This window comes from Pedococcus sp. P2_D9 (assembly GCF_056404275.1).
The window spans coordinates 154,294-179,318 of record NZ_JBFUEI010000007.1; the positions used below are offsets into that span (position 1 = coordinate 154,294).

Consider the following 25,025-nt stretch of genomic DNA (forward strand, 5'->3'; position numbering starts at 1 on the left):
ACTCGAGGCCAAACAGGCGTGGGCGCGCTCGCTCACCGGCTGACGGACCACTGCCCCGTGGAGTGGTCCCGTTCTGCCAGGCCCCGGCCCGCGAACTCAGCCAGCCATCCCTCCATGGGGTACCACCCCCAACGGTCATGAAAGACGTTGGCGTTGCGCACGATCGAGTGCAGGTGCTGCACGGGCGGAGTGTGCGTCGGGTGGTGCTGGTGGTACGCCGCGGTGCCGCCGACCCAGAGCAGGTCACCCTGGGCTGCCGTCAGGCGTTGGCCGAAGTCGGTGTCCTCAGCGCCGTACCCGACGTAGGCCTCGTCGAAGCCGTCGAGGGCCAGCCAGTCGCGAGTGGACATGGCAAAGGACAGCGACCAGAAGAGGCGTGCGTCCTCGGCGACGAGCACGGCGTCGGGGGCCGGAGAGGGGCGTGCGGAATGCGGTTGAGCAGTGTCACCCAGTCCGGGAACGCGGTACTCAGATGGGTGGCCAACGGGCGGTAGGTAGCGCACTTCCCCGCAGGCGACCACGGGTGTTGCCCGGCACAGGGTCGACACCACGCCGGCGTAACGCGCGACGGTGGTCGAGTCCGGGATGCAGTCGACGTCGAGGAAGATGAGCACCTCAGCGCCCTCGTGGATCGCCGCACGGGCTCCGGCGTTCCGGGCCGCGGCGAGGGGCAGCTCGGAGTCGACCGGCGCGACGTCCAGCACAACCACGTCAGGATGCTGCTCGCGGGCGACCGTGGCGATCTCGGGATCACCCATCGCCACGACAACGTAGAGGTCGGCGGTGCGGGTCTGACGGAGGAGTCCCCACGCCTGGCCGCGCAGGTGCTCGTGGCGCCCGTGCGCAATCGTGACGACGGCAGCCCTTGCCTCGGTCACGAGCTGACGCCTGCCCGGACTCCCACGTTGAGCAGGGCCGCCGCGGCGTCCCTCGCGCCTCGCCCGGTGGACCAGCGTTCCCAACCGTCCCCACCCAGGTGAAGGGCACGCTCGAGCACGGCCGGCCAGCGCTCGGCCCTCGGCCAGGTGGGGCGTCCCACAGCGATCCCCCACTCGTCGAGCCGACGTGCAGTCGCGACCTGCTCATCGAAGGGTCGCGCCTGGGCCACGACGACGGCCGGTCGACGGGCGGCGGCGACCTCGGCCACCGCGTTCTGCCCGGCATGGGTCACCACGACGTCGGCTCGCCGAAGGTCGTCCCAGAGCTGGTTCGTCGACGAGACCCCTGGCGCACGCTCGACCCACGTCCATGAGGGAGTGGCTGCTCGCGCCGCCTCCAGCTCGGACCGCGTGGTGGTCCGGCCGCCAGCCCCCCAGAGCACGAGCACGGTCCTTCCTGCAGTGGCTCGGTGCGCGGGAGCCGGTGACGCAGCACCGAGGTGGTCGAACCTGGAAATGGCTCCCACGAAGTACGCCTTGTCGGTCCACCCGCAGGGCCAGTCGTGGTCGTGAGCACCCTGCGGCCACGGCGCCAGGAGGGCGTCGGCCGTGTCGTAGGCGAGCCGGTGTGCCCGGTCGCGCCTGTGTCCCGGCATGGCCACGACCACCGTCGGAATCCCACAGAGTCGCGCGAGCAACGCAATCTCCACCGAGACGTCGACCACGAGCGCCCGTGGCCGTTCGTGGACGGCCCAAGCCGTGACCTGGGCCGACCGACGGGCCAGACCTTCATGTCCGCGGGGCACCCAGTGCAGGACGCCGTGCGCGGTCGCGTCGCAGTCCCGCGCGAGCTGCGCCGCGTCGGGGTCGTCGTCACGGGCCAGCTGGGTCCAGCCCGAGGCCCAGCCGGCGGGAGCGGGGGAGGAGCTCAGGCCCCAGACCGGCTCGTCCATCTCGGCCGCGATGCTCAGCATCCGTGTGATGTGGCCGGCGCCCTGGTGGTGGGCGTAGTAGCCGATCACGCGGCCCTCCCCAGTCTCGTGGCGAGATCGAGGTAGTGGGCCAGGTATGCGTCGACCATGACGTCGAGGGAGCAGTGGGACACGGCGTGGTCACGGCAACCCTGACGATCCATGGCGCAGACGCGGTCGACCTCCGCGGCCGCTGCCGCGACGTCACCGGGCGCGACGAGGGCGCCGCACTCGTCGACGACGAACTCCGGCAGCCCGCCGCGGCGGAACCCGACGACGGGGGTGCCGCAGGCGAGGGACTCGGCGGCGACCAGTCCGTACGGTTCGTCCCACTCAGGCGTGACGACCATGGCCGCGCTCGACCCGACCACGTCGCGCAGGGCGGCCGCGTCGAGGTGGCCCAGGTACTCGGCACGCGGCCCGAGGAGCGGCTGCACCTCGGAGCGGAAGTACTCCGCGTTCCCGACAGGACCGGCTAGCCGGATCTTTCGCCCGCTGGCCGTGGCGACGCGAATCGCCTGGTGCGGCGCCTTCTCGGGGACGACCCGACCCACCCACACGAGGTCGTCGCCGCCGCGGCCCGGAGTCCACGCCGCTGTGTCCACGCCGTTGTGGACGACCTCGGCGTGGGCCACGTGCTCCCACTGGCGCGCGGTGTGGGTGCTGACCGCGACGAAGGTGCTGCGCGTCTGGTCCATCAGGGCAATGGTCGGCTCCAGCCACGGAGTCGGGGGTGTGTGCAACGTGGTGAGCATCGGCGCAGCGCAGGCTTGCGCGAGCGCCAGTGGGAGGAAGTGAAGGCTGTTGTTGTGGATGACGTCCACATCGAGACGATCCCTGAGCTCGAGCATCACCTGGAGGTAGGCGTGGTGCTCACGAAGCCACGGCTCGGGCGGCATCGAGGCATCGCTCCGGGCCACGTCACTCAGGTGGAAGGGTGCCACCGTCAGCTCCCGGGCATCCAGGGCCGGATCGCTTCCCGGGCCCGCGAACAGTGTCACGTCGACATCGCGTTCGCGCAGGCCCCGGACCAGGGCCCAGGTGAGCGACTCCAAGCCGCCGGCGAACGGCTGCCGAAGGGGGTGACGGGCCGCGGCGAGTATCACGACGTGCATGAGAGCCTGCGTTCCAGGACGTCCGCGTAGAGCTCCTCGTGGGAGCGGGCGAGGGACAGGCGTTCGGTTTGCCGTTGCGCCAGCTCAGCGCGCGGGGCGACCTCCCCGGTCAGCCAACGGGTGTGTGCGGTGCGCACCGCCTCGACGAGGGACGCGGCACGCTCGGGTCCGGACGCGGCATAGGTGAGGCACGGGTGCTGCTCGGCGTAGAACCCGCAGTCCGGGACCGCGACCCACGTGCCGAGGTCGTGACACGCCTCCAACCAGCCCGAGTGGGAGCCGAAGCGGTAGGGCAGCACCGAGACATCCAGACCGTGCAGGTAGCTCCACAGCTCGTGGTCGGAGAAGTAGTCGTGAACCTCGAGCTGGATCAGCCCGCGTTGACCCAGCGAGGTCAGGTGGTGGGCGAGCTCACCGTCATGGCGCTCGAACCCCGCTGTCATGACGTCGGTGTGGGCGTCGACGCGAAGCCGGGCACCCGGCATACCGGGGAGGGCGGCGACAAGCGCGTCGACGAGCGGCAGCGGGTCCATGTTGGCGCGCAGGCTCTTGACGTGCAGCCCGACCACGAAGTCGTCGCGGTCCGGACGGGGGCGACCCAGCCACTGGTCCGGGACCACGTGCGGGTGGGGGAGGACGATCGCCTCCCGTCCCCAACGACGGCGGATCACCGAGGCGGCCCCGTGCGTGAGGGTGATGACCGCATCGGCCGAGGACACCAGCACCCCCAGCTGGTCGTCGTGCAGTCCTGCCGTGCGGTGGTGCGGGTTGCGAAGGTCGTGCACGGTCAACACGAGCGGCTTGTCGTGCCGACGCAGGGTTCTGGTGAGGTCCTCGAGGTCCTCCGGCGCGATCGCGTCGAAGCCGAAATGGACGTGCATGACGTCGAAGTCGGCAGCGTGGCGGGTGACCCAGTCGGACCTGAGCATCTGCGGGGGCCACCACGGAGAGTCCGGCGACGGTCCCGATGGGGGGTCGGGCATGCGCACGACCGCGTCCTGGCCCGAGGCAGTCGGCGGGGAGAGGTGTCTGACGTAGACGTGGCCGGAGGGGATGGAGGCGACAACGATGCTCAAGGCTCACCTTTGGGAAGGGGCGTCGAGCGCGCCAGCGGCAAACCCGACGTGGGCAGCTGGCTCGTTGCTTGACCGGCTCTGGATGTTCTTGCCCAACATAACCCCTGTGGCCGTCAAGGGCGAGGTCCCGTCCGAAGAGGGACCAGTGGTCGTCCCGGCCAGCCGACACCGTTTCATCTGATGCTTCCGCGGGCAAGAATGGAAGTACGCCGTGGAGGCCCGCACCAACCGGTACCCGGGCACCCACGACGGAGCATCCGCTCGCGCCCGGGTCAGATCATCCGGGTCCGGGCCCCACAAGGAGGCGAACATGAAGAGCACACACGAGTCCCGCGATCATGACCAGGACGAAGCACTGGTGGCAGACCGCCACGACCGAGCCGGCGATGCCGAGGGCGGGCGCGCGACCTATGTCGAGGACGGGCGTGCTGGCTATGACGAGAGGCGGGCTGCAGCCCAAGCCGAACGGTTCGGAGGCGTGAAGGTCGGCTCCGCCTTCTTCGGCTGGCTCACCGCCATGGGCATGGCGGTCGTCCTCACCGCGGTGCTGGCTGCCGCAGGTACGGCAGTCGGGCTGAGCACCGGGACCGACGCCACCGAGGCGGTCGACCAAGCATCCGCCGACGCGACGACGGTGGGCATCGTGGGTGCGATCGCCCTCGCCGTGATTCTCCTGGTGAGCTACTACTGCGGCGGATACGTCGCCGGTCGCATGGCGCGGTTCAACGGTGCCAAACAGGGTGTGGCCGTGTGGGTCTGGGCCCTGGTGGTCGCGGTGGTCGTGGCCATCGTCGGAGTCGCCGCGGGCAGCAAGTACGACGTGCTCGGTCAGCTCAACAGCTTCCCCCGGCTCCCGATCAGCACCTCGGACCTCAACACCGCCGGTGTCATCGCGCTCGTTCTCGCCGCTGTCACCAGCCTGGTGGGTGCCATCGCCGGGGGCGTCGCAGGGATGCGATTCCACCGGAGGGTCGACCGAGTCGACCTCGAGGCGTGACGGACGTCCGTTCGACGAGTCAAGGCGTCCGACTGGCAGCCTGTAGGGATGAGCGACTGGTTCCTCCCGCAGCGAGATCGCCCGTGGACTGCGGGAAACCTCGTGGTTCCACACGTGCACGGCGCCGAGTACTTCGCGCGCCTGATCCAGGTCGTGGGAGCCACGCTCGAAGGGGACCGGATCTTCTTCACGGACTGGCGAGGCGACGCCGACGAGCTGCTCGCTGAAGGCGGTCCGACCATCGGCGCCCTGTTGGTCGACGCCATGGGTCGGGGTGTCGAGGTCCGTTGCCTGCTGTGGCGCTCGCACAGCGACAACCTGCGCTTCAACGAGCAGGAGAACCGCCATCTCGGCGCGGTCATCAACGAGGCGGGTGGCGAAGCGCTCTTCGACGAGCGCGTGCGCCGTGGCGGGTCGCACCACCAGAAGCTGCTGGTAGTGCGGCGGCAGGGTCGCCCGCACGAGGACGTGGCTTTCGTCGGCGGGATCGACCTCTGCCACGGTCGGCGGGACGACGCCGAGCACCTCGGAGATCCGCAGGCGGCGCCGCTGGACGAACGCTACGGCCCGAACCCGCCCTGGCACGACGCCACCATGGAGATCCGCGGTCCGGCCGTCAGCCACGTCCTCGATGTCTTCTCCGAGCGCTGGGACGACCCCACACCGCTGGATCACCGCAACCCGTACCGCGCGCTGGTCAACATCGCGTCCCGGGTGCCGAGGCATCCAGAGCCCTTGCCGGAACGCTGGGACCCTCCACCAGCGCGCGGTCCCCACCTGGTGCAGATCCTGCGCACGTATCCCGCGAAGCGACCGCCGTTTCCCTTCGCCCCGCACGGGGAGAGAACGATCGCCAAGGCGTACGAACATGCCTTCGCCCGCGCGCAGCGGCTGGTCTACATCGAGGACCAGTACTTCTGGTCCGAGGCCGTGACGGGCACGCTCGCGGAGGCACTCCGCCGGGAACCCGCACTACAGGTCATCGCCGTGGTCCCGCGGTTCCCCGAAGAGGACAGCGCGATGAGCGGCACACCGATGCGCCGGGGCCAGCAGCTGGCGAGGGACCTGCTGCACGCGGCAGGCGGGGCACGTTTCGCCATGTACGACCTACAGAACGCCGCCGGCACACCGGTCTACGTCCACGCGAAGGTCTGCATCGTCGACGACGAGTGGATGACCTGCGGGTCCGACAACCTGAACCTGCGCTCCTGGACCCACGACTCCGAGGTCACCTGCGCCGTGGTCGACCCGGAAGGCCGCCTGCCGGGCGAGCTCCGCGCGACCCTGTGGGCTGAGCACCTCGGACTGCCGCCGGAGGACCCTCGACTCCTCGACCTGGATCACGCCACGGGCCTGTGGGCGGAGCGTGCCCAGGAGCCAGCCGCCCGCATCCGGCCCCACGCCCTCGCGCCGGTACGCCGCGCTGTCCGACTGTGGGCCGACCCGGCATACCGGATCCTGTTCGACCCCGATGGACGACCACGGGGCCTGCGCCGCACCGACACGTTCTGAGGTCCGGCCTCGGCGGGTGGTCGTCGGCGACCTGTCGGGTGCTACCCGCCCGCTGACCGGCCCGAACCCGAGGTGTGCCCGGTGAACAGCCGGCTCATCAGCCCGTCGGGATCGAGGGTGGTCAACATGGCGTCGCAGATCTGCCTGAGCTGCTCGACCTGGGCGGGTTCCAAGGCGTCGAAGACGTGACGGCGCACCGCCGTCACGTGCCCGGGTGCGGCCGCCACCACCTTCTCCCAGCCGGTCGGGGTGAGTCGGGCGTTGGTGGCCCTCTTGTCCTCGGGGCAGGGGAAGCGCTCGACGAGGTTGCGTTCCTCGAGTCGTCGGACGACGTGGGACAGGCGGGGGAGGGTGGCGTTGGTGCGCTGAGCGAGTGCGCTCATCCGCAGCGTGCGGTCCGGCGCCTCGGAGAGCATCGCGAGGACGAAGTAGTCGAAGTGGGTGAGCTGGGCGTCCCGCCGCAGCTGCGCGTCCAAGGCGCTCGGCAGGAGCTCCGTCACCGCGATGAGCCGCAGCCAGGCCGCCCGTTCGCCCTCGTCCAGCCATCTCGGTTCCATGGGTCCACGATAGCGAATACTTGAAGGAACAACTAAACGGTGTAGGGTGTTACTTGAAGCATCAACCAATCACCATCGACCCAGGAGCACCAAATGGCACACCTCTCCATCATCGGTACCGGCAACATGGGCCAGGCGATCGCGGCCGTGGCCGGACGCGGCGGACACTCGGTCCAGCTGCTCGGCCAGGACGACGCCGCGACGCAGGTCACCGGCGACATCGTCGTACTGGCTGTTCCCTATCCGGCCGTGAGCAGCGTGATCGCCGAGCGCGGCGACAGCCTGGCCGGCAAGGTGGTCGTCGACATCACCAACCCGCTCAACTTCGAGACCTTCGACTCCCTTACGGTCCCCGCGGACAGCTCCGCCACCGCGGAGATCGCCGGCGCGCTGCCGCAGTCTCGCGTCGTCAAGGCGTTCAACACCACGTTCGCCGCCACGCTGGCGGCAGGCACGGTGGGTGAGCTCACCACCACCGTGCTGATCGCCGGCGACGATGCGGACGCGAAGTCGGCCCTGGCCGGCGTCGTCACCTCCGGTGGCCTCAAGGCCATCGACGCGGGGTCGCTGTCGCGGGCCACCGAGCTCGAGGCGATCGGCTTCCTGCAGATCACCCTGGCAGCCAACGAGAAGATCGCCTGGACCGGCGGCTTCGGCGTCGTCCCCGCCTGACGACCACGTCGAGTCGATCGGAGCAGCCGTGAGCATCTCTCAGACCCACTCCAGGGACGGGGAAGGCGCGACGGGCGCGTTCGGCGCTCCCGTCGTCGCGACCTACGGTGGGACCGAGCCGTCCGCGCCGCTTGTCGTGTTGCTGCACGGACGGGGATCCAGCGAGCGGGACATCCTGTCGCTGGCTCCGCACCTGCCCGACGGCCTGGCGTATGCCGCGGTGCGTGCCCCTATCGCCGAGGGTGGCGGCTTCGCGTGGTTCGCCAACCGCGGGATCGGTCGCCCCGTCGCGGAGTCCCTCGGGGCGACGATGCGCTGGTTCGCCCGCTGGCTCGACGAGGTGGCAGCCCCCGGGCGGCCGGTGTTCCTCGTCGGGTTCAGCGGCGGCGCTGCGTTTGCCGGCGGCCTGGTCCTTGCCGACCCCTCCCGGTACGCGGGGGCCGCGATCCTGTACGGCACGATGCCGTTCGACGGGGGGCTCCCGGTCGACACCGGCCGCTTGGCCAACCTCCCGATGTTCGTGGCCCAGGGCGATGCCGACCAGGTGATCCCTGGTGAGCTGCTCGAGCGCACCTGGACGTACCTGCTCACGGAGTCCGGCGCGCCCACGGTTGCCCGGCGAGACCCTGGCGGCCACGGGGTCACCGCCGCCACGCTGCACAGCCTGTCGGGCTGGATCGCCGACCGGGCTGACTTCGTTGCCCAGCACCAACCTGTCACGATCGGGCTGGCGCAGGAGGTCACGTGGCCCTCGGTGCCGGGTGGGGTGTTGCCGCATCGACGCGGATCGCGACCGCAGGTGTCGTGGGCCATCCCCCAACAGCAGCTGACGCAGAACGCACCAGCAGAGCTGCAGCAGCAGCTGTTCGAGCGGATCGGTGGTCTGACAGGTGTCTCGACCGCTGCGTCCCACATCTCGGTGCCCGGCGCTCGCGCCTTCCTCGTCGCCGCCGGGAGCGGACCTGAGGACGCGTTCCTCGTTCCCCAGGTGGGGGAGTTCGCTCACCTCCACCCGGGCTACGACGGCTCACTCCACCTTGCCCTGCCGGCACCACTGGCGGCCGACCTGGTCGCCCGAGGGTGGGGCCAGCCGCACCCATGGGCCGGGACCCGGCTCGCACCTGGCTTCGTCATGCTCTTCGGACCCCGCGACGCCGAAGAGCTCGACACCGTCGTGGCCATCACGACCGCGGCTCACGCGTTCGCAACTCAATCAACGTCCTGAAGCATCGAAACAGGAAACACGAATCCCCGTCATGTCGCCCGCTTCTCGACCAATGCCGAAGGGTTGGTCGGACGCCCTGAGACATAGACTGGGGTCCCGGTCGATCGCCGCAGGGAGCCAGCTGCGCCGAGGGCTTGGTGACGCCCTGAGGACGAGCGATGGTCACATCAGCGGAGAGCGTCGTCGTCGCCCGCCGGCCCGAAGAGGTGTTCCGATACGTCGCCGACCTTCAGAATGAACCGAGCTGGCACGTCGACATAGAGTCGGTTCCTCGAGAGACCGATCGGGTCCCTGTCGTTGGCAAGACCTACCCCCTGAAGTTCAAGCCCTTCTTGGGCAAGACTGACGGAACGTTTACGGCTCTCGAGGTCGAGCCAGGCACGCGGGTCGTGTATCGGGCCGACTTCGCTGGGCTGCGGCCGCGGATCACCTACACGGTCGAGGCGGCGGGCGATGGGTCGCGGTTCACTCGCACGGTGGAAATGCGCCCCGAGGGCCTGAAGGTGCTCGTGACGCCGATGATGGCGTTCATGGTTCCGAGGCGGAACAAGGTCTTCGTCGAGAACCTCCGCCGTGCGCTGGAATCCTGAGTCGCCGTAGCCCTCGTCGCCTCAGCCCTGGCCACTTCGACAGCACCGGCGCAGGCCGCGTCCTCCAAGGGGTGCGTCAACGGCGGCTTCCGGCTGGTCAACCTCGCGACGGGAGCCACCGTCGCCGCCGCCGGGGAGGACCGAGTCCGCACGACGATCCCCGCATTTCAGTTCGGGGCCACGTTCGCCGTCCGTGGCCGGTACACCCAGTTCGACGTCCGCAGCGCGGACTTCGCCGTCATGAACCAGGCCTTCACCGGTGCGGCCAACGAGCTCGACATCACGGGCGGACGTTTCACCCCCGTCTTCGCCAGCAAGGTGCCCAACCACCGTGGGCTCGTGCTGAGCAGCGCCATCTCCATCGAGCTCGACGACGAGGACCTCGTGCTGCAACGCACGGGCCCAGGCCTGTCGATGAAGATCCAGGCCAAGGACTGCGCACAGGGCGGGATCTTCCAGATGGAGCCCGAGCGAAGCGACGGCACAACCACCCGCATCACGCACACCTTGGCCGAGTCAACGGTTCCCGGGCTGACACCGTTCTACTTCGACAACCCGAACTTCCGGGCCCGGGTTGGTCAGTTCCTCGGCTCGGGCTGCACCAGCGTCCAAACCGGACCGCCCGGGCAGTTCTGCGTCCAGGTGTCCACGCGCGTCAACATCGCCAACGACGTGTCGCCACGCTTCGTGGCTCGCGACAGCGCCCAGGTGGCGACCCGCGTGCCACAAGCGGCGTGCAACACGTCCACCCCCGTCACGCCCAGCGTCCGGCACTGCGGCGGCATGTCCGCCTGGGACGTTGCCAGTGGTGGCCGCCTGGGCTTCGTCACCGGTGAGGACGCAACCGAAGTCGCGAACCCGCCGACCAACTGCACCAACGACTGTCAAGCCCAGAACCAGGTGCGGGGCCGGCTCGCCGTCCTCGGCCATCCGTTCCCAGTGCCCTCCGGAAGTCGGCTGGTACCAAGGACGGCCGCCGTCACCCCCTGATCGATCTCGCGACCCGATGGGCCCGTCCCGCCAAGGTGGGACGCGCCCACTGCCGCGCGGGCGGGCTCGGTGTGGTCTGCCACGCCAGGTCCCTGTCCGAGGCGGACCGTGCATCGTCGGTCGGCTAGCCCTGTACGCCCTCGCATCGGACCCATAGCATGGGTTTGCCTTCGCATCGACGCGCTGACTCCTGCTGGCTTGCCGCTCGGCATGCCGAGCAGCCTCCCGGCGGCGTCGAGCCGGGGTCGGCGAGAAGGGATGCCTTCCATGTCGCACGAGGCGAGAGCACTCCCTCCGGTGTCGCGGATGCCCGGGTCAGACCCGGTCACGGCTTCAGCTCCGGGGGCAGCGACGCATGAGCGCCAACAGCCTCAGCCGGTCCACGACGCGGCCTTCGTGGAACGCAAGGGCCGCAAGTGCGCCTTCGCGCACCTCGCCGCTCTGAGTGCGGTGTCGCTGCTCCTGCTGCTCTATCTCGCGCTGCTCGACCAGGGCGCGCCCCAACAGAATCCAGCCTTGGTCTTCCTGGTGGTGGTGCTCGCCGTGCTGCTACTCATGACATTGCTGCGCTTCCTCGCCCTCGTCGTCAGCCGGCCGTTCGCGGGCGAGCAGGCTGAGCTTGTCGGCAGTGGCCCGCCCGCCGACGCGGTGCCCTCGGGGCCGGTCGGCATCGTCAAAGGCGCCCGGCCCGGGGACGACGACCCAGCGCCCGGGCCCACCACGGTCGTCTGCTGCTCGGGGGGAGGCATCAAGTCCGCCTCGTTCTGCCTGGGGGCCCTTCAGCAACTGTCGCACCACCGGATCCTCCAGGGTGCGAGTCACCTCGTCGGCGTCAGCGGTGGCGGGTACATGGCCGCGGCGTTCAGCACGTTGGCGTGGCGGCGGAGGCGGGCCAGCGGTGTCGAGGGCGTACGCCCGGCCGACAGCCCCGTGGACTGCCACGGCGATCCCGGTCCGTTCGCCAGCGGTTCCGATGAGCTCAACCGGCTGCGCCGGTCGACGAAGTACCTCGCCTCCTCACCGGAGGTACGGTTCGAGCTCATTGCCTCCCTGCTCCTGGGCATCATGTCCAACCTGGTTCTGCTGGGCTGCCTGAGCGTCGTGCTGGCGTGGCTGATGGCCACGTATGCCGTGAGCAGCGGGCTTCTCGTGGTTCCCGACGACGGTGACTGGGCGTGGAACGCTGGAGGCCACCAACCGCTTCCCCTGCTGGCGCTTCCGTCGCTGTTCCTGTTCGGGGTGGCCTTCGTGTGGTTCCTGCTCGCACGTCGGAATCCGGCCCCCTGGTCGGGGGAGGGGCGCAATGCCGAGCGCGCCCGCGCTGGCCCAGCAACGTTCTCCCAGCGCCGCAGCACCTGGGAGACCTCAGAGGGGTGGCAGTTCGCCGTCGGCAACCTCGGTGCCCGCGCGTCCCAGATGGCCCTGTTCTTCTTCCCGCTCTTCCCAGGGGTGCTGTGGTTGGCGTACCAGCTCGAGGGCCGGACGCAGAGCTGGACCGGCCCCGACCTCGGCACCTTCCAGGTCACCCTCGCGGGCCTGGTGACGACGTTGACCGCGTTTCTCGGCCTCCTGAACGCCGCGCGAACCGGTCTACGACAGGACGTCCTCAGCGCCGGACAGCAGGGTTTCCTCACCTGGTTCCGGCGTCAGGCGGCACCCGTGCTCGCCATCATCGTGTTCCTCGTCGGGCTGTACGGGTCGTTGGTCCTGTTCACCTGGCTCGCCCTTCGGGACGCCTGGATCCTCGGAACCCACGGCTGGGTGTTCGTGTTCGTCCCGCTTCTGATCGCCGTCCTCTTCAAGGTGAACGACACGTCGATCTTCCAGTTCTACCGCGACCGGCTGGACGCGGCATACCTCTCGTACCAACCGGATGGGGGGAAGCCGGAGCCCTTCACGACGCCCACCCTCGCGGAGGTGAACGCCGACGCGTCGCCCGGCGTCTGGCCGAAGCTCATGCTCCTGGGGACGGCCAACGTGCGCGACCCCGACCTGCTCCCGGCCGACCGCCACGGCACGCCCTTCGTCCTGTCCGACACGATCGGGATCAGCGATCCGCGGCTACCCGGGGGGACCGCCCTGCTCGACGCGAAGGCCTACAGCTACGACCTGGACGTCAAGTGGAACGCCCGGGCGTCCCGTCAGCTCACCGTGGCCATGGCGGTCGCGATGTCCGGGGCGGCCGTGGCCCCCATCGCGGGACGCGACGACAGGGTCCTGGGCCGCTACCGGCTGCTGCTGGCCCTGGCCAACATCCGCCTCGGTCTCTGGGTGCGGAACCCGTACTGGGTCGCCAACGACGCGCGACGACAGCGGGGCACCGAGGGACTGAGGTGGGCTCGGTGGGTCCTTCGCGTGAACGACTACCTCGACAACTTCGCGCCATCGCTGTTGTTCCACGAGGCCATCGGGCTGCCCCGGATCATCATGCCGTTCCTGTACGTCACGGACGGCGGCCACTACGACAACCTCGGTCTCGTGGAGGCCCTGCGCACGAAGCCGCGTCGCATCATCATGCTCGACGGATCGGGGGACCCGGAGGACGGCTTCCCCACTATGGCCAACGCCATCGCCACCGCACGGATGGACCAGCAGGTGGAGATCGCGTTCGACCCCCGCCGGTTGCGCCGAGGAGCTCGCCAGTACCCGCGGAGCGGGTGGACCGTCTGCACGGCGACCTATCCCGACGGGTCGACGTGCGACATCGTCTACATCAAGGCCTTGCTGCCGAAGGGTCAGCCCTGGGACCTGCAGAGCTACCGCACGCGCAACCCCGGCTTCCCGTCAACGACCATGGAGTACGAGCTCTTCGACGAGTTCACCTTCGAGGCGTACCGCGAGCTGGGGTGCAGCCTGGTGCGTCAGGCGATGACGGAGCTGGCGTGGTGCAAGGCGCCGACGAGCACCACGTGCCAGGACGAGTCACATGGATAGCTGCGGGACGAGGCGCCCCCACAGGCGCACTGCCACGCCCAGCCGGCGGCGGAGCGGTGGACCTGGGGGTGGTGGCCGCCGGTCCGACGGGTTCTGCTGCGTTTCACGACTTCCTCCGCTCAGGTTCCGAGGCATCCTCCGCGGCCGGACCTTCCGACCTCGACCCGAGACGTCAGTTGCGTCGCTCCAGGACCCTCGTTCGTCACCGTAGGTCGAGCGGGCCGGGGTCGGGATCCGTGTGTCCCCGGGAAGGTGGTGCGTGGAAAGGCCGAGTCCGAGTCGGTGAAAACACGGTGTGACAGCGGAAAGGCGGTCGAGCGGAGTGCGGAAGAGCTTGAGTCGGGCTCACGTCGCCACGGCCACGGGAATCGGCATAGTCGCCCTGAAGATCGGCACCTCTCTGCCGCACCTTCGTGACGACGTCGCCCTGGTGTCCATCGCCTGGCTCGTCGTCATCGCGTTTGTCGTGGTGGGACTGGCGCTGTTCGCCGCGGGGCTTCCCAGGGTCAACGGCTGGGCCTGCCTCGCGGTCGCGGCGGCGACCATTCCCGGCGACCTCAACCACCCCGCGTACCCTCAGGGACTGACGGTGGTCGGTTTCGTCCTCGAGCCGCTGTACCTGGCCGCTGCTGTCACCCTCGTGCTGCGATACCCCGAATCGAGGATGACGACGCAGGGTCGGGTGGTCGGCTGGGGCCTGGTGGTCTCGAGTGTCCTGCTGCGGGTGCCGCTGGTCTTCACCCGTGGCACCCTTCCCAGCCCCCTGCACGCATCCTTCGACCGACCGGTGCTCGCGCTGGACGCGTGGTGGCACGACTGGGTGTTCATCCGGGGCGCCTACGGCTGCACGACTCTGCTGTTGGGCTGGGCGGGCGTCCTGCTGGTGATGCGTGCGGCCGGCTCGCGTGGTGTCACCCGGCAGTCCCTCATGCCCCTCGCCGTCGTGGGCGCCATCTGCGCCACGGCCGCGGCCCTCGACCAGGTCGTTTGGATCCTCGGGACCCCCAGCGCGGCGTGGGCGCCGGTGGCGGTCGCGCGGAACCTCAGTGCGGCGACCATTCCGGTGGGGCTCCTCGCCGACCTGCTTCGCCGACGGGCCGCCGCCGCCGCGGTGACGTCGGAGATCCTCCGTGCGGCCGGCACGGGCGACCTCGCCCAGCTCGAGATGGCGCTGCGCCACGTGCTGCTCGACCCATCACTCACCGTGAGACCGGCCAGCGACGACGACAGGGCTCCCCTGTGGGGCGCCGACCCAGCCCCTTGGGCAACCGGGAGCGACAGGACGGGGAGGGTGGCGCTGGCATCGGCGGACGGGACGGCTCTGGTGGTGGTGGGATACGACCGGCGCGCCGTCGGCGACCCTGTGCTGCTCCGCTCGGCGTTCTCGGCAGCCCAGCTCGGGATCGAGAACACGCGGCTCACCAGTGAGTTGCTTCAGCGGATGGCCGAGCTCCGGGCGTCGCGTGCCCGGATCGTGGAGGCTGGCATGGCGGAGCGACGCAGGGTGGAGCGCAACCTCCACGACGGCGCACAGCAGCAGTTCCTGGCGGTGATGGCGACACTCGCGCAGTCCGACTTCGCGACCGAGGCGCAAATGCGCGACCTCGTCAGCGAAGCACGGACCCGGCTCACCGACGCCATGGCCGAGCTGCGCCAGCTCGCCCGCGGCATCCACCCGGCTGCGCTGAGCCAGGGCGGGCTCGGCGCCGCGCTGCCCTACCTGTGCCAGAGCGCCTCCGAGCGGGTCACCTTGCGGCTGGATCCGGTCCTGGCCGGGCGCCGGTTGGAGCCGGCAGTCGAGTCCGCGGTGTACTTCGTCGTGGCCGAGGCGCTCGCGAACATCACGCGGTATGCCGGGGCCACGACCGCGACGGTGACGGTCGTGGCCGAGGGGCCGTACCTGTCCGTCGAGATCGCGGACGACGGCAACGGCAAGGCACACTTCACCCCGGAGGGCGGGCTCATGGGCCTGCGGGACCGGGTGCACGCGCTGGGTGGCGAGGTCGTCCTGCACACCGACCCCTGCGCCGGTCATCCCCAATCCTGTGGCAGCCGGCTTCGGGTCGGCTTCCCCGTCACAGTCGGTCAGTCATCGTGAGCGCCCCGCCGGGACCACAGGACCTGTCGGACGCCGGGCAACACCTGCGGGTGATCCTCGTGGACGACTCGTCACTCTTCCGCCAGGGTCTGGCCGGGCTCCTCACCGCGGCGGGGATCGAGGTGGTGGGCCAAGTGGCCAGCGCGGAGCCTTTGCCGGCCCTCATCAAGGCGGCCCGTCCCGATGTCGTCGTGCTCGACGTGCGCATGCCGCCGACGCACACCGATGAGGGGATCGTCACGGCGCACGTCATCCGGCGGGACTGGCCGCATGTGGGGGTGCTGGTCCTCAGCACCTATGCCGAGGCGGAATGGGCACGTCGACTCCTTCAGGACGGAGCAGCCGGTCTGGGCTACCTGCTCAAGGACCGGGTCAACGACGTGCCCACGCTGGTGGAGGGCATAGCCAGGGTTGCCGAAGGGGGCACCGCCGTAGACCCGAACATCGTCTCCGAGCTCCTCACGGGCAGCCATGGCCGGACCTCCGCCCTCAGCAGCCTGACGGACCGGGAGCTGGAGGTGCTCGGCCTGATGGCAGAGGGCATGTCCAACGCGGGGATCGGGCGGCAGCTGCATCTGTCACCGCGGACCGTCGAGGCCCACGTCGCCTCTGTCTTCGCCAAGCTACCCCTGCACGGGCACGACACGACCCTCAACCGTCGTGTCCTGGCGGTGCTTGCCTACCTGCAGGCGCAGCACAGCCGCCCGTGAGGGAGCCCGGCCCCGGCCCCGCTCGAGTCTGAAATCTTGCGTGTTTCCACGTAGGGACAGCGCGGGCAAACGCGGATCCGCGACGCCCTCCGTGCGCCAACACTGTTCAGCAGTGCGACGCAGGACGTCCACACGAACAGCCAAGGAACGCAACAGATGTCGCCGATGGGACGGGTCCGGATCAGCGGGCGCCAACCATCTGAGAACCGGCGCAGGGTCGGCGCACTCCCTCCGGGGGCCACCACACCAGGCTTCACCAGAACGAAACGAAGGTTCACCATGTCTGCAGCTCTGTCCACCATGTCCCGTACGAAGAAGGCACTCATTGGCGCAAGCACCGCCGTGGTTGCCGGGGTCGGCATGTCGGCGATGATGGCCGGGCCCGCCCAGGCCATTCCCTACTACCAGAAGGCGTGTGCGTTCGACGCCCGGAGCAACACCGCATCCAGCGGCTGGCAGCCCGTCAACTCGGTGGTGCGGGTCAACAACGGCGCCACCGGTCGCTACGTCGTGGTCAACTTCAACGCCGACGCGGGCGTCAGCAGCCTCGCCGAGATCCGGCTCGGCTACCGCGTCGACGCCGGCGGGATCCAGACGCCAGGCGCCCAGAACTTCGCCAACTACACGCAGTACTGGCAGACCCGTCACAGCATGGTCGTGCTCTATGTCCCCGCTGGCTGGCACACCATCCGTCCCTACTGGCGGATCAGTGGTTCCGTCGGCAAGAGCGGCGTCATTGCCGCGCGCTGCCTGACTGCGGAGGGCTACACGGCCTGACGCCGGAAAGGGCCCTCGCAACGGGGCGTCCGAATCGAACCGCTCTCGCCCAAGACACGGCGGGGGCGGTTCGGTCGTCGGCCGAGCATTCTGTCGCGCTTCGAACCGCCGAGGACATGTCGGCGAAACAGGTGGGCAACGGGGGCGGAGCACACTGGGTGCATCGACGCGACCCCTTCACACAACGCCGCCGCTGGCATGGCCACGGTGGAGGCGGACCGCGCCACGATGCCCGACGTCGAATGGCGCTTCCTACTGCTCTACACGTTGGCGTACATGAGTACGTGCCTGGTGTTTCTCGCGCCGTTGTTGGTGAGCCTGGCACTGAAGGTGAACTCGCTCGTCGGGATCGACCGGGCACCCAACAGCCTTGCGCTGGTTGCCGGTATCGGTGCCGCCGTGGCAGTCGTCGCCAACCCCTTCTTCGGCAAGCTCAGCGACCGCACCACCTCCGCGCTGGGTATGCGCCGGCCGTGGATCGTGGCCGGACTCGCGGGTGGCTCCGCGGGCGTCCTCATCGTTGCGCTGGCGCCGACCATCCCCGTGGTCCTGCTGGGATGGTGCCTGGCGCAACTGGGTTTCAACGCGCTGCTGGCCACGATGGTGGCGGTGCTGCCCGACCAGGTGCCGTCCACCCAGCGCGGGATGGTGGCCGGAGTTCTCGGCGTGTGCCTCCCGATCGCTTCGGTGGCGGGCACGTTCCTCGTCAAGCTGTTCACAGGCCACATGCTCGCGATGTTTCTCATGCCGTGCCTCGTCGGCGGGCTCTTCATCCTGCTCTTCGCGGTGACGTTGCCGGACCGTCGACTTGACCGGGCAGACAAGCCGACGTGGTCGGTGCGGGAGCTGGCCATCACGTTCTGGGTCAGCCCGCGCAGGAGCCCGGACTTCGCGTGGGCCTTCGCCAGCCGTTTCATGTTCGTCCTTGCCTTCGCCTTTCTGACCACCTACCAGGCGTACTACCTCTTGGACCACCTCGGGAGCAGCGAGGATGCTGTGCCGCAACAGGTCTTCCTGGGCACCCTCGTCCAGTCCGTCGTGCTGGTCACCGCGTCGCTGGTCGCGGGGACGCTGTCGGACCGCACGGGACGGCGAAAGGCGTTCGTCGTCACAGCCTCGGCAACCTACGGCCTGGCCATGTTCTTCATCGCCGCGGCCAGCAGCTTCAACGGCTTCCTGGTCGGCATGGCGGTCGCCGGGTTGGGCTTCGGCATGTACATGGCCGTCGACCTGGCCCTCGTCGTGGACGTTCTACCCGACCCGGATACCGCTGCGAAGGACCTTGGGGTGCTGAACATCGCGGGCGCCTTGCCCAGCGCTGTCGCGCCTGCCATCGCGCCAGCCATCCTGGCCCTGAGCGGGGGGAGCTACTCGGTGTTGTATGCCGTGGCGGGACTGAGTGCGTTCCTCGCCGCGGCGTCAATCCTCCCCGTCAAACGGGTCCGATGAGCTCGTCCGGGTCGCGGTGGTCCTTGACAGGCTAACGGTGTTAGCCCAGCATTGTTCCTCAGTGGGCTAACGCCGTTAGCCACATCCCTGAGGAGAACTACCATGAAGAATGTCACGACGGTCATCGACATACCGGCCACCCAGGAGCGGGTGTGGGCGACGCTCGTCGACACCGCGGCATACCCGGCCTGGAACCCGTTCATCACGAAACTGTCCGGAGAGCTTGCCACCGGCCAGCAGCTCGAGGTCAGGATCGCGCCGCCCGGCGGTCGAGCCATGACGTTCAAGCCCACCGTGACCCAGGTCGAGCCAGGCCGTCGCCTGGAGTGGCTCGGCACCATGGGCATCAAGGGCATCTTCGACGGCCGACACACCTTCACCCTGGAATCCTTGGGAGACCAAGGCACCCGGCTGACCCAGTCCGAGGCCTTCAGCGGCCTGCTGGTTCCGCTCACCGGCAAGGTGTTGGCCCGCACCCGAGCCGGTTTTGAGGCCATGAACGACGGACTACGGCAGCGTGCGGTGTCGGGCAAAACCGCATGAGTCGCCTGGAGGAGATCGTCGACGTCGCCCAGAGGTTGCTGGAGGACGAGGGGCCGGACGCCCTGTCAATGCGACGTGTTGCGGGCGAGCTCGGTGTCAAGGCCCCTTCGTTGTACAAGCACGTCGATGGCAAGGAGCGGATCGAGGCGGAGCTGCAGGAAAGGGCGCTGACCCAACTGGCGAGTGCCTTGCACCTCGCCGTCGATCTTCGCGCCCTGGGCCGCGCTTACCGCCAGTGGGCGCTGGCACATCCATCGCTCTACGAGCTGACGACGAGGAAGCCGTTGCACCGCAACCAGCTTGGGGAGGGCGTGGAGACTGCTGCGTCAGCACGCCTGGTGGCACTGAGCGGCGGGAACGTGGACCGGGCGCGTGCGCTTTGGGCTGCGGCCCACGGGCTGGTCGACCTCGAGCTGGCGAACCGGTTCCCCGAAGGGGCGGACGTCCAGGCTGCCTGGGATGAGCTGGTGGCGGCCTTCGATCCCGCTGGCGACAGGTGCGAGAGCTCCGGGCCAGGGGAGATCGTGGACGGGCCGGACTCTGCGCGCGCCTGACGAGGCGGTATCGCGTTGCCGCGAATGCCCACCTCGCGGATTCCGGCCTGCCAGCGCCGGGCGTGCCTCAGCGCGGCAGAGGGTTCGGGCCGGTCGCGGTCACGAGCCGCTGGGGCACCCAGTCGTCCACGTGATGGAACCCGTCGTCGAACGGGCCAGCATCGAGCTCTACGGACGCCCTCAGTGAAAGTCGATAGAACTTCACGTGGGTGAAGTCCTCGAACAAGATGTACACGGGGTCGGGTGTGCTGTTCGGGCCCTGGAACTGCTGTCCCGTCAGGACGGGCTTGTGGGCTTCGACGAAGGCGTCAAAACTGTCGCCCACCACGACGCCGAGGTGCTCCAACCCCATCTTGTAGACGCGCTGGTGCACAGGCGGGATGAGCTCGATGAGCGGGACGACCTTGCCGTCCAGGACTTCGAGCGGTTCGGTGGGAACGATCAAGGAGATCGGCCGGCCGTTCCAGACGTTCTCGCGATTGGCGACCGCGTGGCGTTCGAGAAGACTCCGAACGTGCGTGTACTGGTCCCACTCCGGCACCCGGACGGCGAGGTGGCTGAGGGGGTACTGGCCGATGTCGATGCCACGGGCGAGAAGGCGGTCGCGCTGCTGCGCGGCGAACGCCCGATAGTCCCCGATGATGTCGCCCACCGGATCGGCCATCCCCGCCTCCTCTCGGCCATAGCGTAAGACGCTTGTGCTCAGGCTGTCGCCAAAGGGAGGCAATCAGGGTCGTGGTCAGGGGGGCGGCCCGGTGGCCCGGTCGGGCGGTTCTTCGGCCATCCCGTCAAACTTGCTGGGCCAAGCCGACAACATGACCCTGAGGGTCGGCGATCAGCGCGAATGACACTCCGGGAACGCTGACCGGCTCCTGTACGACGCGTCCGCCGAGGCGAGTCGTCTCGGCGATGGCGCCGGCCATGTCCTCGACGCCGACGAAGAACGTGACCAGGTCGCCGTCGCCCTGAAGCGGGCTGATCGCGGTGTAGAGGGCGCCGGGCACCCCTGTCTCGACAAAGGTGTAGCCGGGGAAGGCGCCTTCGGTTGGGTAGGTCCAGCCGAACAGCTCGCCGAAGAATGCCCTTGTTGCGTCGGGGTCGCTCGAACGGATCTCGGCGTGCACGATGGAATGGCTCATGATGACCTCCGGTTCTGCGGGGCCACCGGGCGTGGCCTTCAACCAGATGACGTTCGAGCCCGTCTCCAATCGACAGTGCTCAGCGACCAGCTCGGCCTGGCGTCCGGTGGGTGCATCAATCCGCCGCGAGCCGGGCGTCACGTCACAATGCGCCGAGATGACTTCGTGCTCGCTCGACTGCTAGCGGCAAGTCAAGGCCGTAGGCCCAGCGTCCTGTAGCAGCAAACGCCTCCAGTCTCTCCGCAGCGCGGTCGAACAGTCGGTCGGCCCCAACCTGATTTCCGCGTGCTGCGTGCGTGACCGCAACACAGACTTGCGCAAGGCCCTGCCACAGGTCCCGTTCCTCGATCGGCCCGGCCTTCCAACGCGCCTCCAAGACCTCGTGCGCGGCGAAGGGACGTCCAGCCGCCACGAGTGCTCGAGCTGCCTCGAGGGTGTCTTCTGGCGGAAGAGGCTCCTCCGACACCGGCTCGACGCCTTCTGCTCCGTAGGGCAGCGGTCGACCCAACGCGTCGCGAGGCCTCGCCTGGCGAGCCCGGCCTTCGGTATCCCGGTCACGATCACGTCCTGTCATGCGGTCAGTCTCCCAAGAACCGAGACCACTCGCCGCGTAGGGCGCGGGTCCAGGTCGCCACCGATCATCAAGGCCTGACAACCTTTCAGCACCACTGGGCTCATCGACTTCGTCTACCACCCAGCCGACACAACGGTGACACCCATCAAGATCCCGCACGACGGCATTGACGTGTGTGCCGCCATGGGGCTCTGAGCACGCGGTCATCGCCCTGCTCACTGGGCGGTTCAGGTGGTGCCCCCGGACCCACCGCTTGTCGGTCGCTTAGTTACGTCCCTGGGGGCGAGGGGGCCACGCCTGGGCGCCCAGCTCCCGCGACACGGATCGGGCCGTGTCGCGAACCAGGTCGCGCGAGTCGTGGCGGGAAACGTCGCCGTCTGAGGGGATCACGACCCCTACGGCCCCCACGGCCTCTCCGTACGAATCGAAGACCGGGCTCGCCAGCGAGCTCTCGCCGAGCACAGCCTCGTCCTGCTCGAGGGCGATGCCGGTCGACCGGATCACCTCCAGCTGCTCGCGAAGCTGGTCGGCGGAGGTGGTCGTCTCGCCGGTCATGCTGCGCAGCTCTCCTGAGGTCAGCACTCGCTTCTCATCCTCTGGGAGGAAGGCGAGCAGAGCCTTGCCGAGGGCGCTCGCATGCGCCGGGATGACGATGCCCACCTCCGGCATCTGGCGACTGCCGTCCGGGCGCGGCTCGTGGTGGATGATCACGACGTCGTCGACGAGCAGCACGCCGGTGCGTACGGCAAGACCGGTGCGCCGGGCGAGGTCCTCGGCCCAGGGGATGGCCTTGGACCGGAGCTCCAGCGTGTCGAGATAGACGTTGCCCAGCCGAAGAACGGCCGGGCCCAGCTGGTAACGGCTGGAGCCGCGCTCCTGGACCACCATCCCGTGCTCGACCAGGCTGCGGACGATTCCGTGGGTGGTCGAGGGCGCCAGATCGAGGCGGGCGGCCAACTCGGACAGGCTCATCCGTCGAGCGCCCTGAAGCGCGCTGAGAACCTTGATGGCGCGATCGACCGATTGGATCACGTATGTCCTCTTCGCTGTGACGTAGTTCACGAAAACCCTTGCCTCCTAGTGAATCACAGGGGTAGCCTCCAAATCACGTTCGACAATATCGAATGAAATTCAGACAACTTGCAAAGGGGCAAGGGCGATGCTTGACGAGACCACCCTCCTCCAGCGTTTGGGCGCTGAGGTCATCGGAACCGCTTTCCTGGTGTTCATCGGCGTGGGGTCAGTCCCCGCCACCCTGATCGTCAACGGCAAGGCGCCGTTCACCATGGCCGACCTGGGGGTCATCTCCCTGGCGTTCGGCACCGTGGTCGTTGCCACCGTCTACGCCTTGGGGCATGTCGGTGGCAACCACATCAACCCGGCAGTCACCCTGGGCCTGGCCGCCTCCGGCAAGTTCCCGTGGGCCCAGGTGCCGGCCTACATCGGAGCCCAGGTCGTCGGGGCGATCGTCGGGGCTGCCGCGATCATCGGTGTCCTGGGACACAAGGCCAGCGACGTCGGTCTGGGTGTTGCCTCGTACGGCGACATCAGCTGGCTGCAAGCCTTTACGGCCGAGTTCGTGGGCACGTTCATCCTCGTGTTCACCATCTTCGGCGTCATCCACCGCAAGGCCGCCGCGGGGTTCGCCGGCGTGGCCATCGGCCTGGTCGTCTTCGCTGCCATCATCCCTGTCGCTCCGGCAACGGGCGCATCCATCAACCCGGCTCGTACCGTTGGTCCCATGCTTGTTCAGCAGCTCGCTGGCGGCGAGGTGAAGTGGCACCAGCTCCCGGTGTACCTCGCGGCCGAGCTCCTCGCCGGAGTCGTCGCCGCCCTGCTGTACGGCCTGCTCACCCGCACTCCGGCTGACCGTGCCGTCGCGGCTCCCGGGCTGGATCTCGGCGACCCCGACGCGCAGGCCGCCATCTCCCGTCAGACCAGCACCGTCTGACCGTCCCGAACCCGTTTGACTGCGAAAAGAGACTCTGATGAAGAAGTTGATCAACGACCCGAACGACGTCGTGGTGGAGGCACTGCGTGGCATCGAAGCCGCCCACCCTGAGCTGCGGGTCGACCACGAGAGCAAGGTCATCTACCGCGGAGACGCTCCGAAGAGAGGCAAGGTGGGCATCATCTCCGGCGGAGGGTCCGGACACGAACCGCTCCATGGCGGATTCGTCGGCCTGGGCATGCTCGACGCGGCGTGTGCCGGAGAGATCTTCACCTCGCCCGTACCTGGGCAGATCTTGGCCGCGACCAAGCTGGTGGACGGAGGCGCAGGGATCCTGCACGTCGTCAAGAACTACACCGGCGACGTGATGAACTTCGAGATGGCGGCAGAGATGGCGGCGGCGGAGACCGGAGCCCGCATCGTCTCCGTGGTCACTGACGACGACGTGGCGGTCCAGGACAGCACCTGGACCGCGGGGCGACGCGGAGTCGGCGTCACCGTGCTCCTCGAGAAGATCGCCGGGGCGGCAGCGGAGCAGGGTCGCGACCTCGACGAGGTCGCCCAGGTCGCCAGGACCGTCAACGAGAACGGCCGAAGCATGGGCCTTGCCCTCACCTCGTGCACCGTGCCGGCGGCAGGGCGCCCGACCTTCGACCTGGGCGACGACGAGATGGAACTCGGTGTCGGGATCCACGGAGAACCGGGCCGGGCCCGGCTGCCGCTCGCCCCCGCGAGCGACATCGCCTCACTCCTGGTCGAGCCGATTCTCGCCGACCTGCCGTTCGCCCGGGGCAACCCCGTCATCGCGTTCGTCAACGGTCTCGGCGGCACCCCGCTCATCGAGCTCTATGTGATCTTCAACGAGGTCCAGAAGATCCTCGGCGGCCGGGGACTGCCCATCGCCCGGTCGCTCGTCGGCTCCTACATCACCTCACTCGACATGGCCGGCGTCTCGGTCACCCTCCTCAGGGTCGATGACGAGCTGCTCTCCCTCTGGGACGCTCCTGTCAACACTGCTGCACTGAGATGGGGCATCTGAGCATGAGCGACACCGTGACCACGGCGGTCTTCGAGCAATGGGTGCGCGGGTTCGCACACCTCATCACCGCCAACCGCGAGCACCTGACCGAGCTCGACGCAGCGATCGGCGATGCCGACCACGGGTCGAACATGGACAGAGGCATGAAGGCCGCCGTGGCTGCGCTCGATGAAAGCCGGCCGCCGACGGCGGGCGCGCTTCTGACCAAGGTGGGCATGACACTGGTCTCGACGGTAGGCGGAGCCAGCGGGCCACTGTTCGGGACGCTCTTCATGCGAATGGGCGGCTCGCTGGGGGCCGCCGCCGAAACGGTCTCCGCAGACGATGTCGCAGCGGCGCTGCGAGCCGGGCTCGGGGGCATCGTCGATCGAGGCAAGGCCGCCCCCGGCGACAAGACGATGTATGACGCTCTGGCGCCTGCCGTCGATGCGCTCGAGGCAGCGCTCACGGACAACGCCTCCCTGGCTACCGGGCTCAAGGCGGCCCGGGATGCTGCCGCCGCGGGTCGCGACGCCACGACCCCCATGCTGGCGCGCAAAGGGCGGGCCAGCTACCTCGGTGAGCGGAGCGTGGGCCATCAGGATCCAGGGGCGGCGAGCGTGGCGCTGCTGCTCGAAGCTGCAGCAGATGCCGCCTCCTGAGACAGCCACCCATCGAACACTCACGTTCAGCAC

General features: G+C 68.9%; 25 protein-coding genes. 16 read left to right on the forward strand and 9 right to left on the reverse strand.

Features of this window, described 5'->3' with window-relative positions:
* Positions 1-32: 32 nt before the first annotated feature.
* From AC1DXJ_RS13075 to AC1DXJ_RS13090, 4 genes are read right to left on the reverse strand one after another with little or no spacing between them, the layout of a single operon-like run.
* On the reverse strand, positions 33-878 hold the full coding sequence (locus AC1DXJ_RS13075; RefSeq protein ID WP_477624401.1) for a glycosyltransferase family 2 protein: 846 nt from the start codon (positions 876-878) through the stop codon (positions 33-35).
* Positions 875-1,900, reverse strand: coding sequence for a glycosyltransferase (locus AC1DXJ_RS13080; RefSeq protein ID WP_477637150.1), 1,026 nt, complete (start codon positions 1,898-1,900; stop codon positions 875-877). The genes AC1DXJ_RS13075 and AC1DXJ_RS13080 overlap by 4 nt, the downstream gene beginning before the upstream one ends.
* Positions 1,897-2,964: a glycosyltransferase gene (locus tag AC1DXJ_RS13085; protein WP_477637151.1), complete on the reverse strand. Its 1,068-nt coding sequence runs from the start codon at positions 2,962-2,964 to the stop codon at positions 1,897-1,899. Before AC1DXJ_RS13085 ends, AC1DXJ_RS13080 begins: the two co-directional genes overlap by 4 nt.
* Positions 2,952-4,040: a glycosyltransferase gene (locus tag AC1DXJ_RS13090; RefSeq protein ID WP_477637152.1), complete on the reverse strand. Its 1,089-nt coding sequence runs from the start codon at positions 4,038-4,040 to the stop codon at positions 2,952-2,954. The genes AC1DXJ_RS13085 and AC1DXJ_RS13090 overlap by 13 nt, the downstream gene beginning before the upstream one ends.
* Before the next feature lie 310 nt (positions 4,041-4,350).
* On the opposite strand from AC1DXJ_RS13090, the gene AC1DXJ_RS13095 reads away from it, so the two are divergent.
* Positions 4,351-5,037: a hypothetical protein gene (locus AC1DXJ_RS13095; RefSeq protein WP_477615266.1), complete on the forward strand. Its 687-nt coding sequence runs from the start codon at positions 4,351-4,353 to the stop codon at positions 5,035-5,037.
* A 48-nt stretch (positions 5,038-5,085) separates the two neighbouring features.
* Positions 5,086-6,549 carry a phospholipase D family protein gene (locus tag AC1DXJ_RS13100; RefSeq protein ID WP_477615267.1) on the forward strand — a complete coding sequence of 488 codons (1,464 nt, stop codon included), beginning with the start codon at positions 5,086-5,088 and terminating at the stop codon, positions 6,547-6,549.
* Between the two features lie 41 nt (positions 6,550-6,590).
* Here AC1DXJ_RS13100 and AC1DXJ_RS13105 read toward each other — a convergent pair whose 3' ends face one another.
* Positions 6,591-7,106 carry a MarR family winged helix-turn-helix transcriptional regulator gene (locus AC1DXJ_RS13105; protein WP_477615268.1) on the reverse strand — a complete coding sequence of 172 codons (516 nt, stop codon included), beginning with the start codon at positions 7,104-7,106 and terminating at the stop codon, positions 6,591-6,593.
* A 93-nt stretch (positions 7,107-7,199) separates the two neighbouring features.
* Here AC1DXJ_RS13105 and AC1DXJ_RS13110 point away from each other — a divergent pair, with 93 nt between their 5' ends.
* The 11 genes from AC1DXJ_RS13110 (at position 7,200) to AC1DXJ_RS13160 (ending at position 19,648) form a co-directional block, all read left to right on the forward strand.
* Positions 7,200-7,778, forward strand: a complete 579-nt coding sequence (locus AC1DXJ_RS13110) for an NADPH-dependent F420 reductase (RefSeq protein WP_477615269.1) — start codon at positions 7,200-7,202, stop codon at positions 7,776-7,778.
* Positions 7,779-7,806: 28 nt separating this feature from the next.
* On the forward strand, positions 7,807-9,003 hold the full coding sequence (locus AC1DXJ_RS13115; RefSeq protein WP_477615270.1) for a luciferase domain-containing protein: 1,197 nt from the start codon (positions 7,807-7,809) through the stop codon (positions 9,001-9,003).
* Between the two features lie 158 nt (positions 9,004-9,161).
* Positions 9,162-9,593, forward strand: coding sequence for an SRPBCC family protein (locus AC1DXJ_RS13120; protein ID WP_477632616.1), 432 nt, complete (start codon positions 9,162-9,164; stop codon positions 9,591-9,593).
* A 240-nt stretch (positions 9,594-9,833) separates the two neighbouring features.
* Positions 9,834-10,583, forward strand: a complete 750-nt coding sequence (locus tag AC1DXJ_RS13125; RefSeq protein WP_477632617.1) for a hypothetical protein — start codon at positions 9,834-9,836, stop codon at positions 10,581-10,583.
* A gap of 396 nt (positions 10,584-10,979) precedes the next feature.
* Positions 10,980-13,517, forward strand: coding sequence for a hypothetical protein (locus AC1DXJ_RS13130; RefSeq protein WP_477632618.1), 2,538 nt, complete (start codon positions 10,980-10,982; stop codon positions 13,515-13,517).
* Positions 13,518-13,851: 334 nt separating this feature from the next.
* Positions 13,852-15,615 carry a sensor histidine kinase gene (locus AC1DXJ_RS13135; RefSeq protein ID WP_477637153.1) on the forward strand — a complete coding sequence of 588 codons (1,764 nt, stop codon included), beginning with the start codon at positions 13,852-13,854 and terminating at the stop codon, positions 15,613-15,615.
* Positions 15,612-16,325, forward strand: coding sequence for a response regulator transcription factor (locus AC1DXJ_RS13140; RefSeq protein ID WP_477615274.1), 714 nt, complete (start codon positions 15,612-15,614; stop codon positions 16,323-16,325). Before AC1DXJ_RS13135 ends, AC1DXJ_RS13140 begins: the two co-directional genes overlap by 4 nt.
* 279 nt (positions 16,326-16,604) lie before the next feature.
* The gene (locus AC1DXJ_RS13145; protein ID WP_477615275.1) at positions 16,605-17,102 is read left to right on the forward strand and encodes a hypothetical protein; all 498 of its coding nucleotides are present in this window, start codon (positions 16,605-16,607) and stop codon (positions 17,100-17,102) included.
* A 198-nt stretch (positions 17,103-17,300) separates the two neighbouring features.
* Positions 17,301-18,551, forward strand: coding sequence for an MFS transporter (locus AC1DXJ_RS13150; protein ID WP_477637154.1), 1,251 nt, complete (start codon positions 17,301-17,303; stop codon positions 18,549-18,551).
* Positions 18,552-18,653: 102 nt separating this feature from the next.
* Positions 18,654-19,094, forward strand: coding sequence for an SRPBCC family protein (locus tag AC1DXJ_RS13155; protein ID WP_477615277.1), 441 nt, complete (start codon positions 18,654-18,656; stop codon positions 19,092-19,094).
* Positions 19,091-19,648 (forward strand): TetR/AcrR family transcriptional regulator, encoded by a 558-nt coding sequence (locus tag AC1DXJ_RS13160; RefSeq protein WP_477615278.1) that lies wholly within the window; start codon positions 19,091-19,093, stop codon positions 19,646-19,648. The genes AC1DXJ_RS13155 and AC1DXJ_RS13160 overlap by 4 nt, the downstream gene beginning before the upstream one ends.
* Positions 19,649-19,715: 67 nt before the next feature.
* Here the strand turns inward: AC1DXJ_RS13160 and AC1DXJ_RS13165 are convergent, their stop codons facing one another.
* From AC1DXJ_RS13165 to AC1DXJ_RS13180, 4 genes are all read right to left on the reverse strand, one after another.
* On the reverse strand, positions 19,716-20,312 hold the full coding sequence (locus tag AC1DXJ_RS13165; protein ID WP_477615279.1) for a VOC family protein: 597 nt from the start codon (positions 20,310-20,312) through the stop codon (positions 19,716-19,718).
* Positions 20,313-20,436: 124 nt separating this feature from the next.
* Entirely contained in the window at positions 20,437-20,787 is a 351-nt protein-coding gene (locus AC1DXJ_RS13170) for a VOC family protein (protein ID WP_477632623.1), read from the reverse strand.
* A 142-nt stretch (positions 20,788-20,929) separates the two neighbouring features.
* Positions 20,930-21,568 carry a DUF309 domain-containing protein gene (locus AC1DXJ_RS13175; RefSeq protein ID WP_477615281.1) on the reverse strand — a complete coding sequence of 213 codons (639 nt, stop codon included), beginning with the start codon at positions 21,566-21,568 and terminating at the stop codon, positions 20,930-20,932.
* Positions 21,569-21,625: 57 nt separating this feature from the next.
* Complete coding sequence (locus tag AC1DXJ_RS13180; RefSeq protein WP_477624411.1) at positions 21,626-22,393, reverse strand: IclR family transcriptional regulator; 768 nt, start codon at positions 22,391-22,393, stop codon at positions 21,626-21,628.
* 127 nt (positions 22,394-22,520) lie between these two features.
* Between AC1DXJ_RS13180 and AC1DXJ_RS13185 the strand changes: the two genes are divergently transcribed.
* The 3 genes from AC1DXJ_RS13185 to dhaL are packed head-to-tail and all read left to right on the forward strand — an operon-like array spanning position 22,521 to position 24,992.
* Positions 22,521-23,312 carry an MIP/aquaporin family protein gene (locus tag AC1DXJ_RS13185; protein ID WP_477615283.1) on the forward strand — a complete coding sequence of 264 codons (792 nt, stop codon included), beginning with the start codon at positions 22,521-22,523 and terminating at the stop codon, positions 23,310-23,312.
* 37 nt (positions 23,313-23,349) lie between these two features.
* Positions 23,350-24,351, forward strand: coding sequence for a dihydroxyacetone kinase subunit DhaK (gene dhaK / locus AC1DXJ_RS13190; RefSeq protein WP_477615284.1), 1,002 nt, complete (start codon positions 23,350-23,352; stop codon positions 24,349-24,351).
* A gap of 2 nt (positions 24,352-24,353) precedes the next feature.
* On the forward strand, positions 24,354-24,992 hold the full coding sequence (dhaL, locus tag AC1DXJ_RS13195; RefSeq protein WP_477615285.1) for a dihydroxyacetone kinase subunit DhaL: 639 nt from the start codon (positions 24,354-24,356) through the stop codon (positions 24,990-24,992).
* Positions 24,993-25,025: the final 33 nt, after the last annotated feature.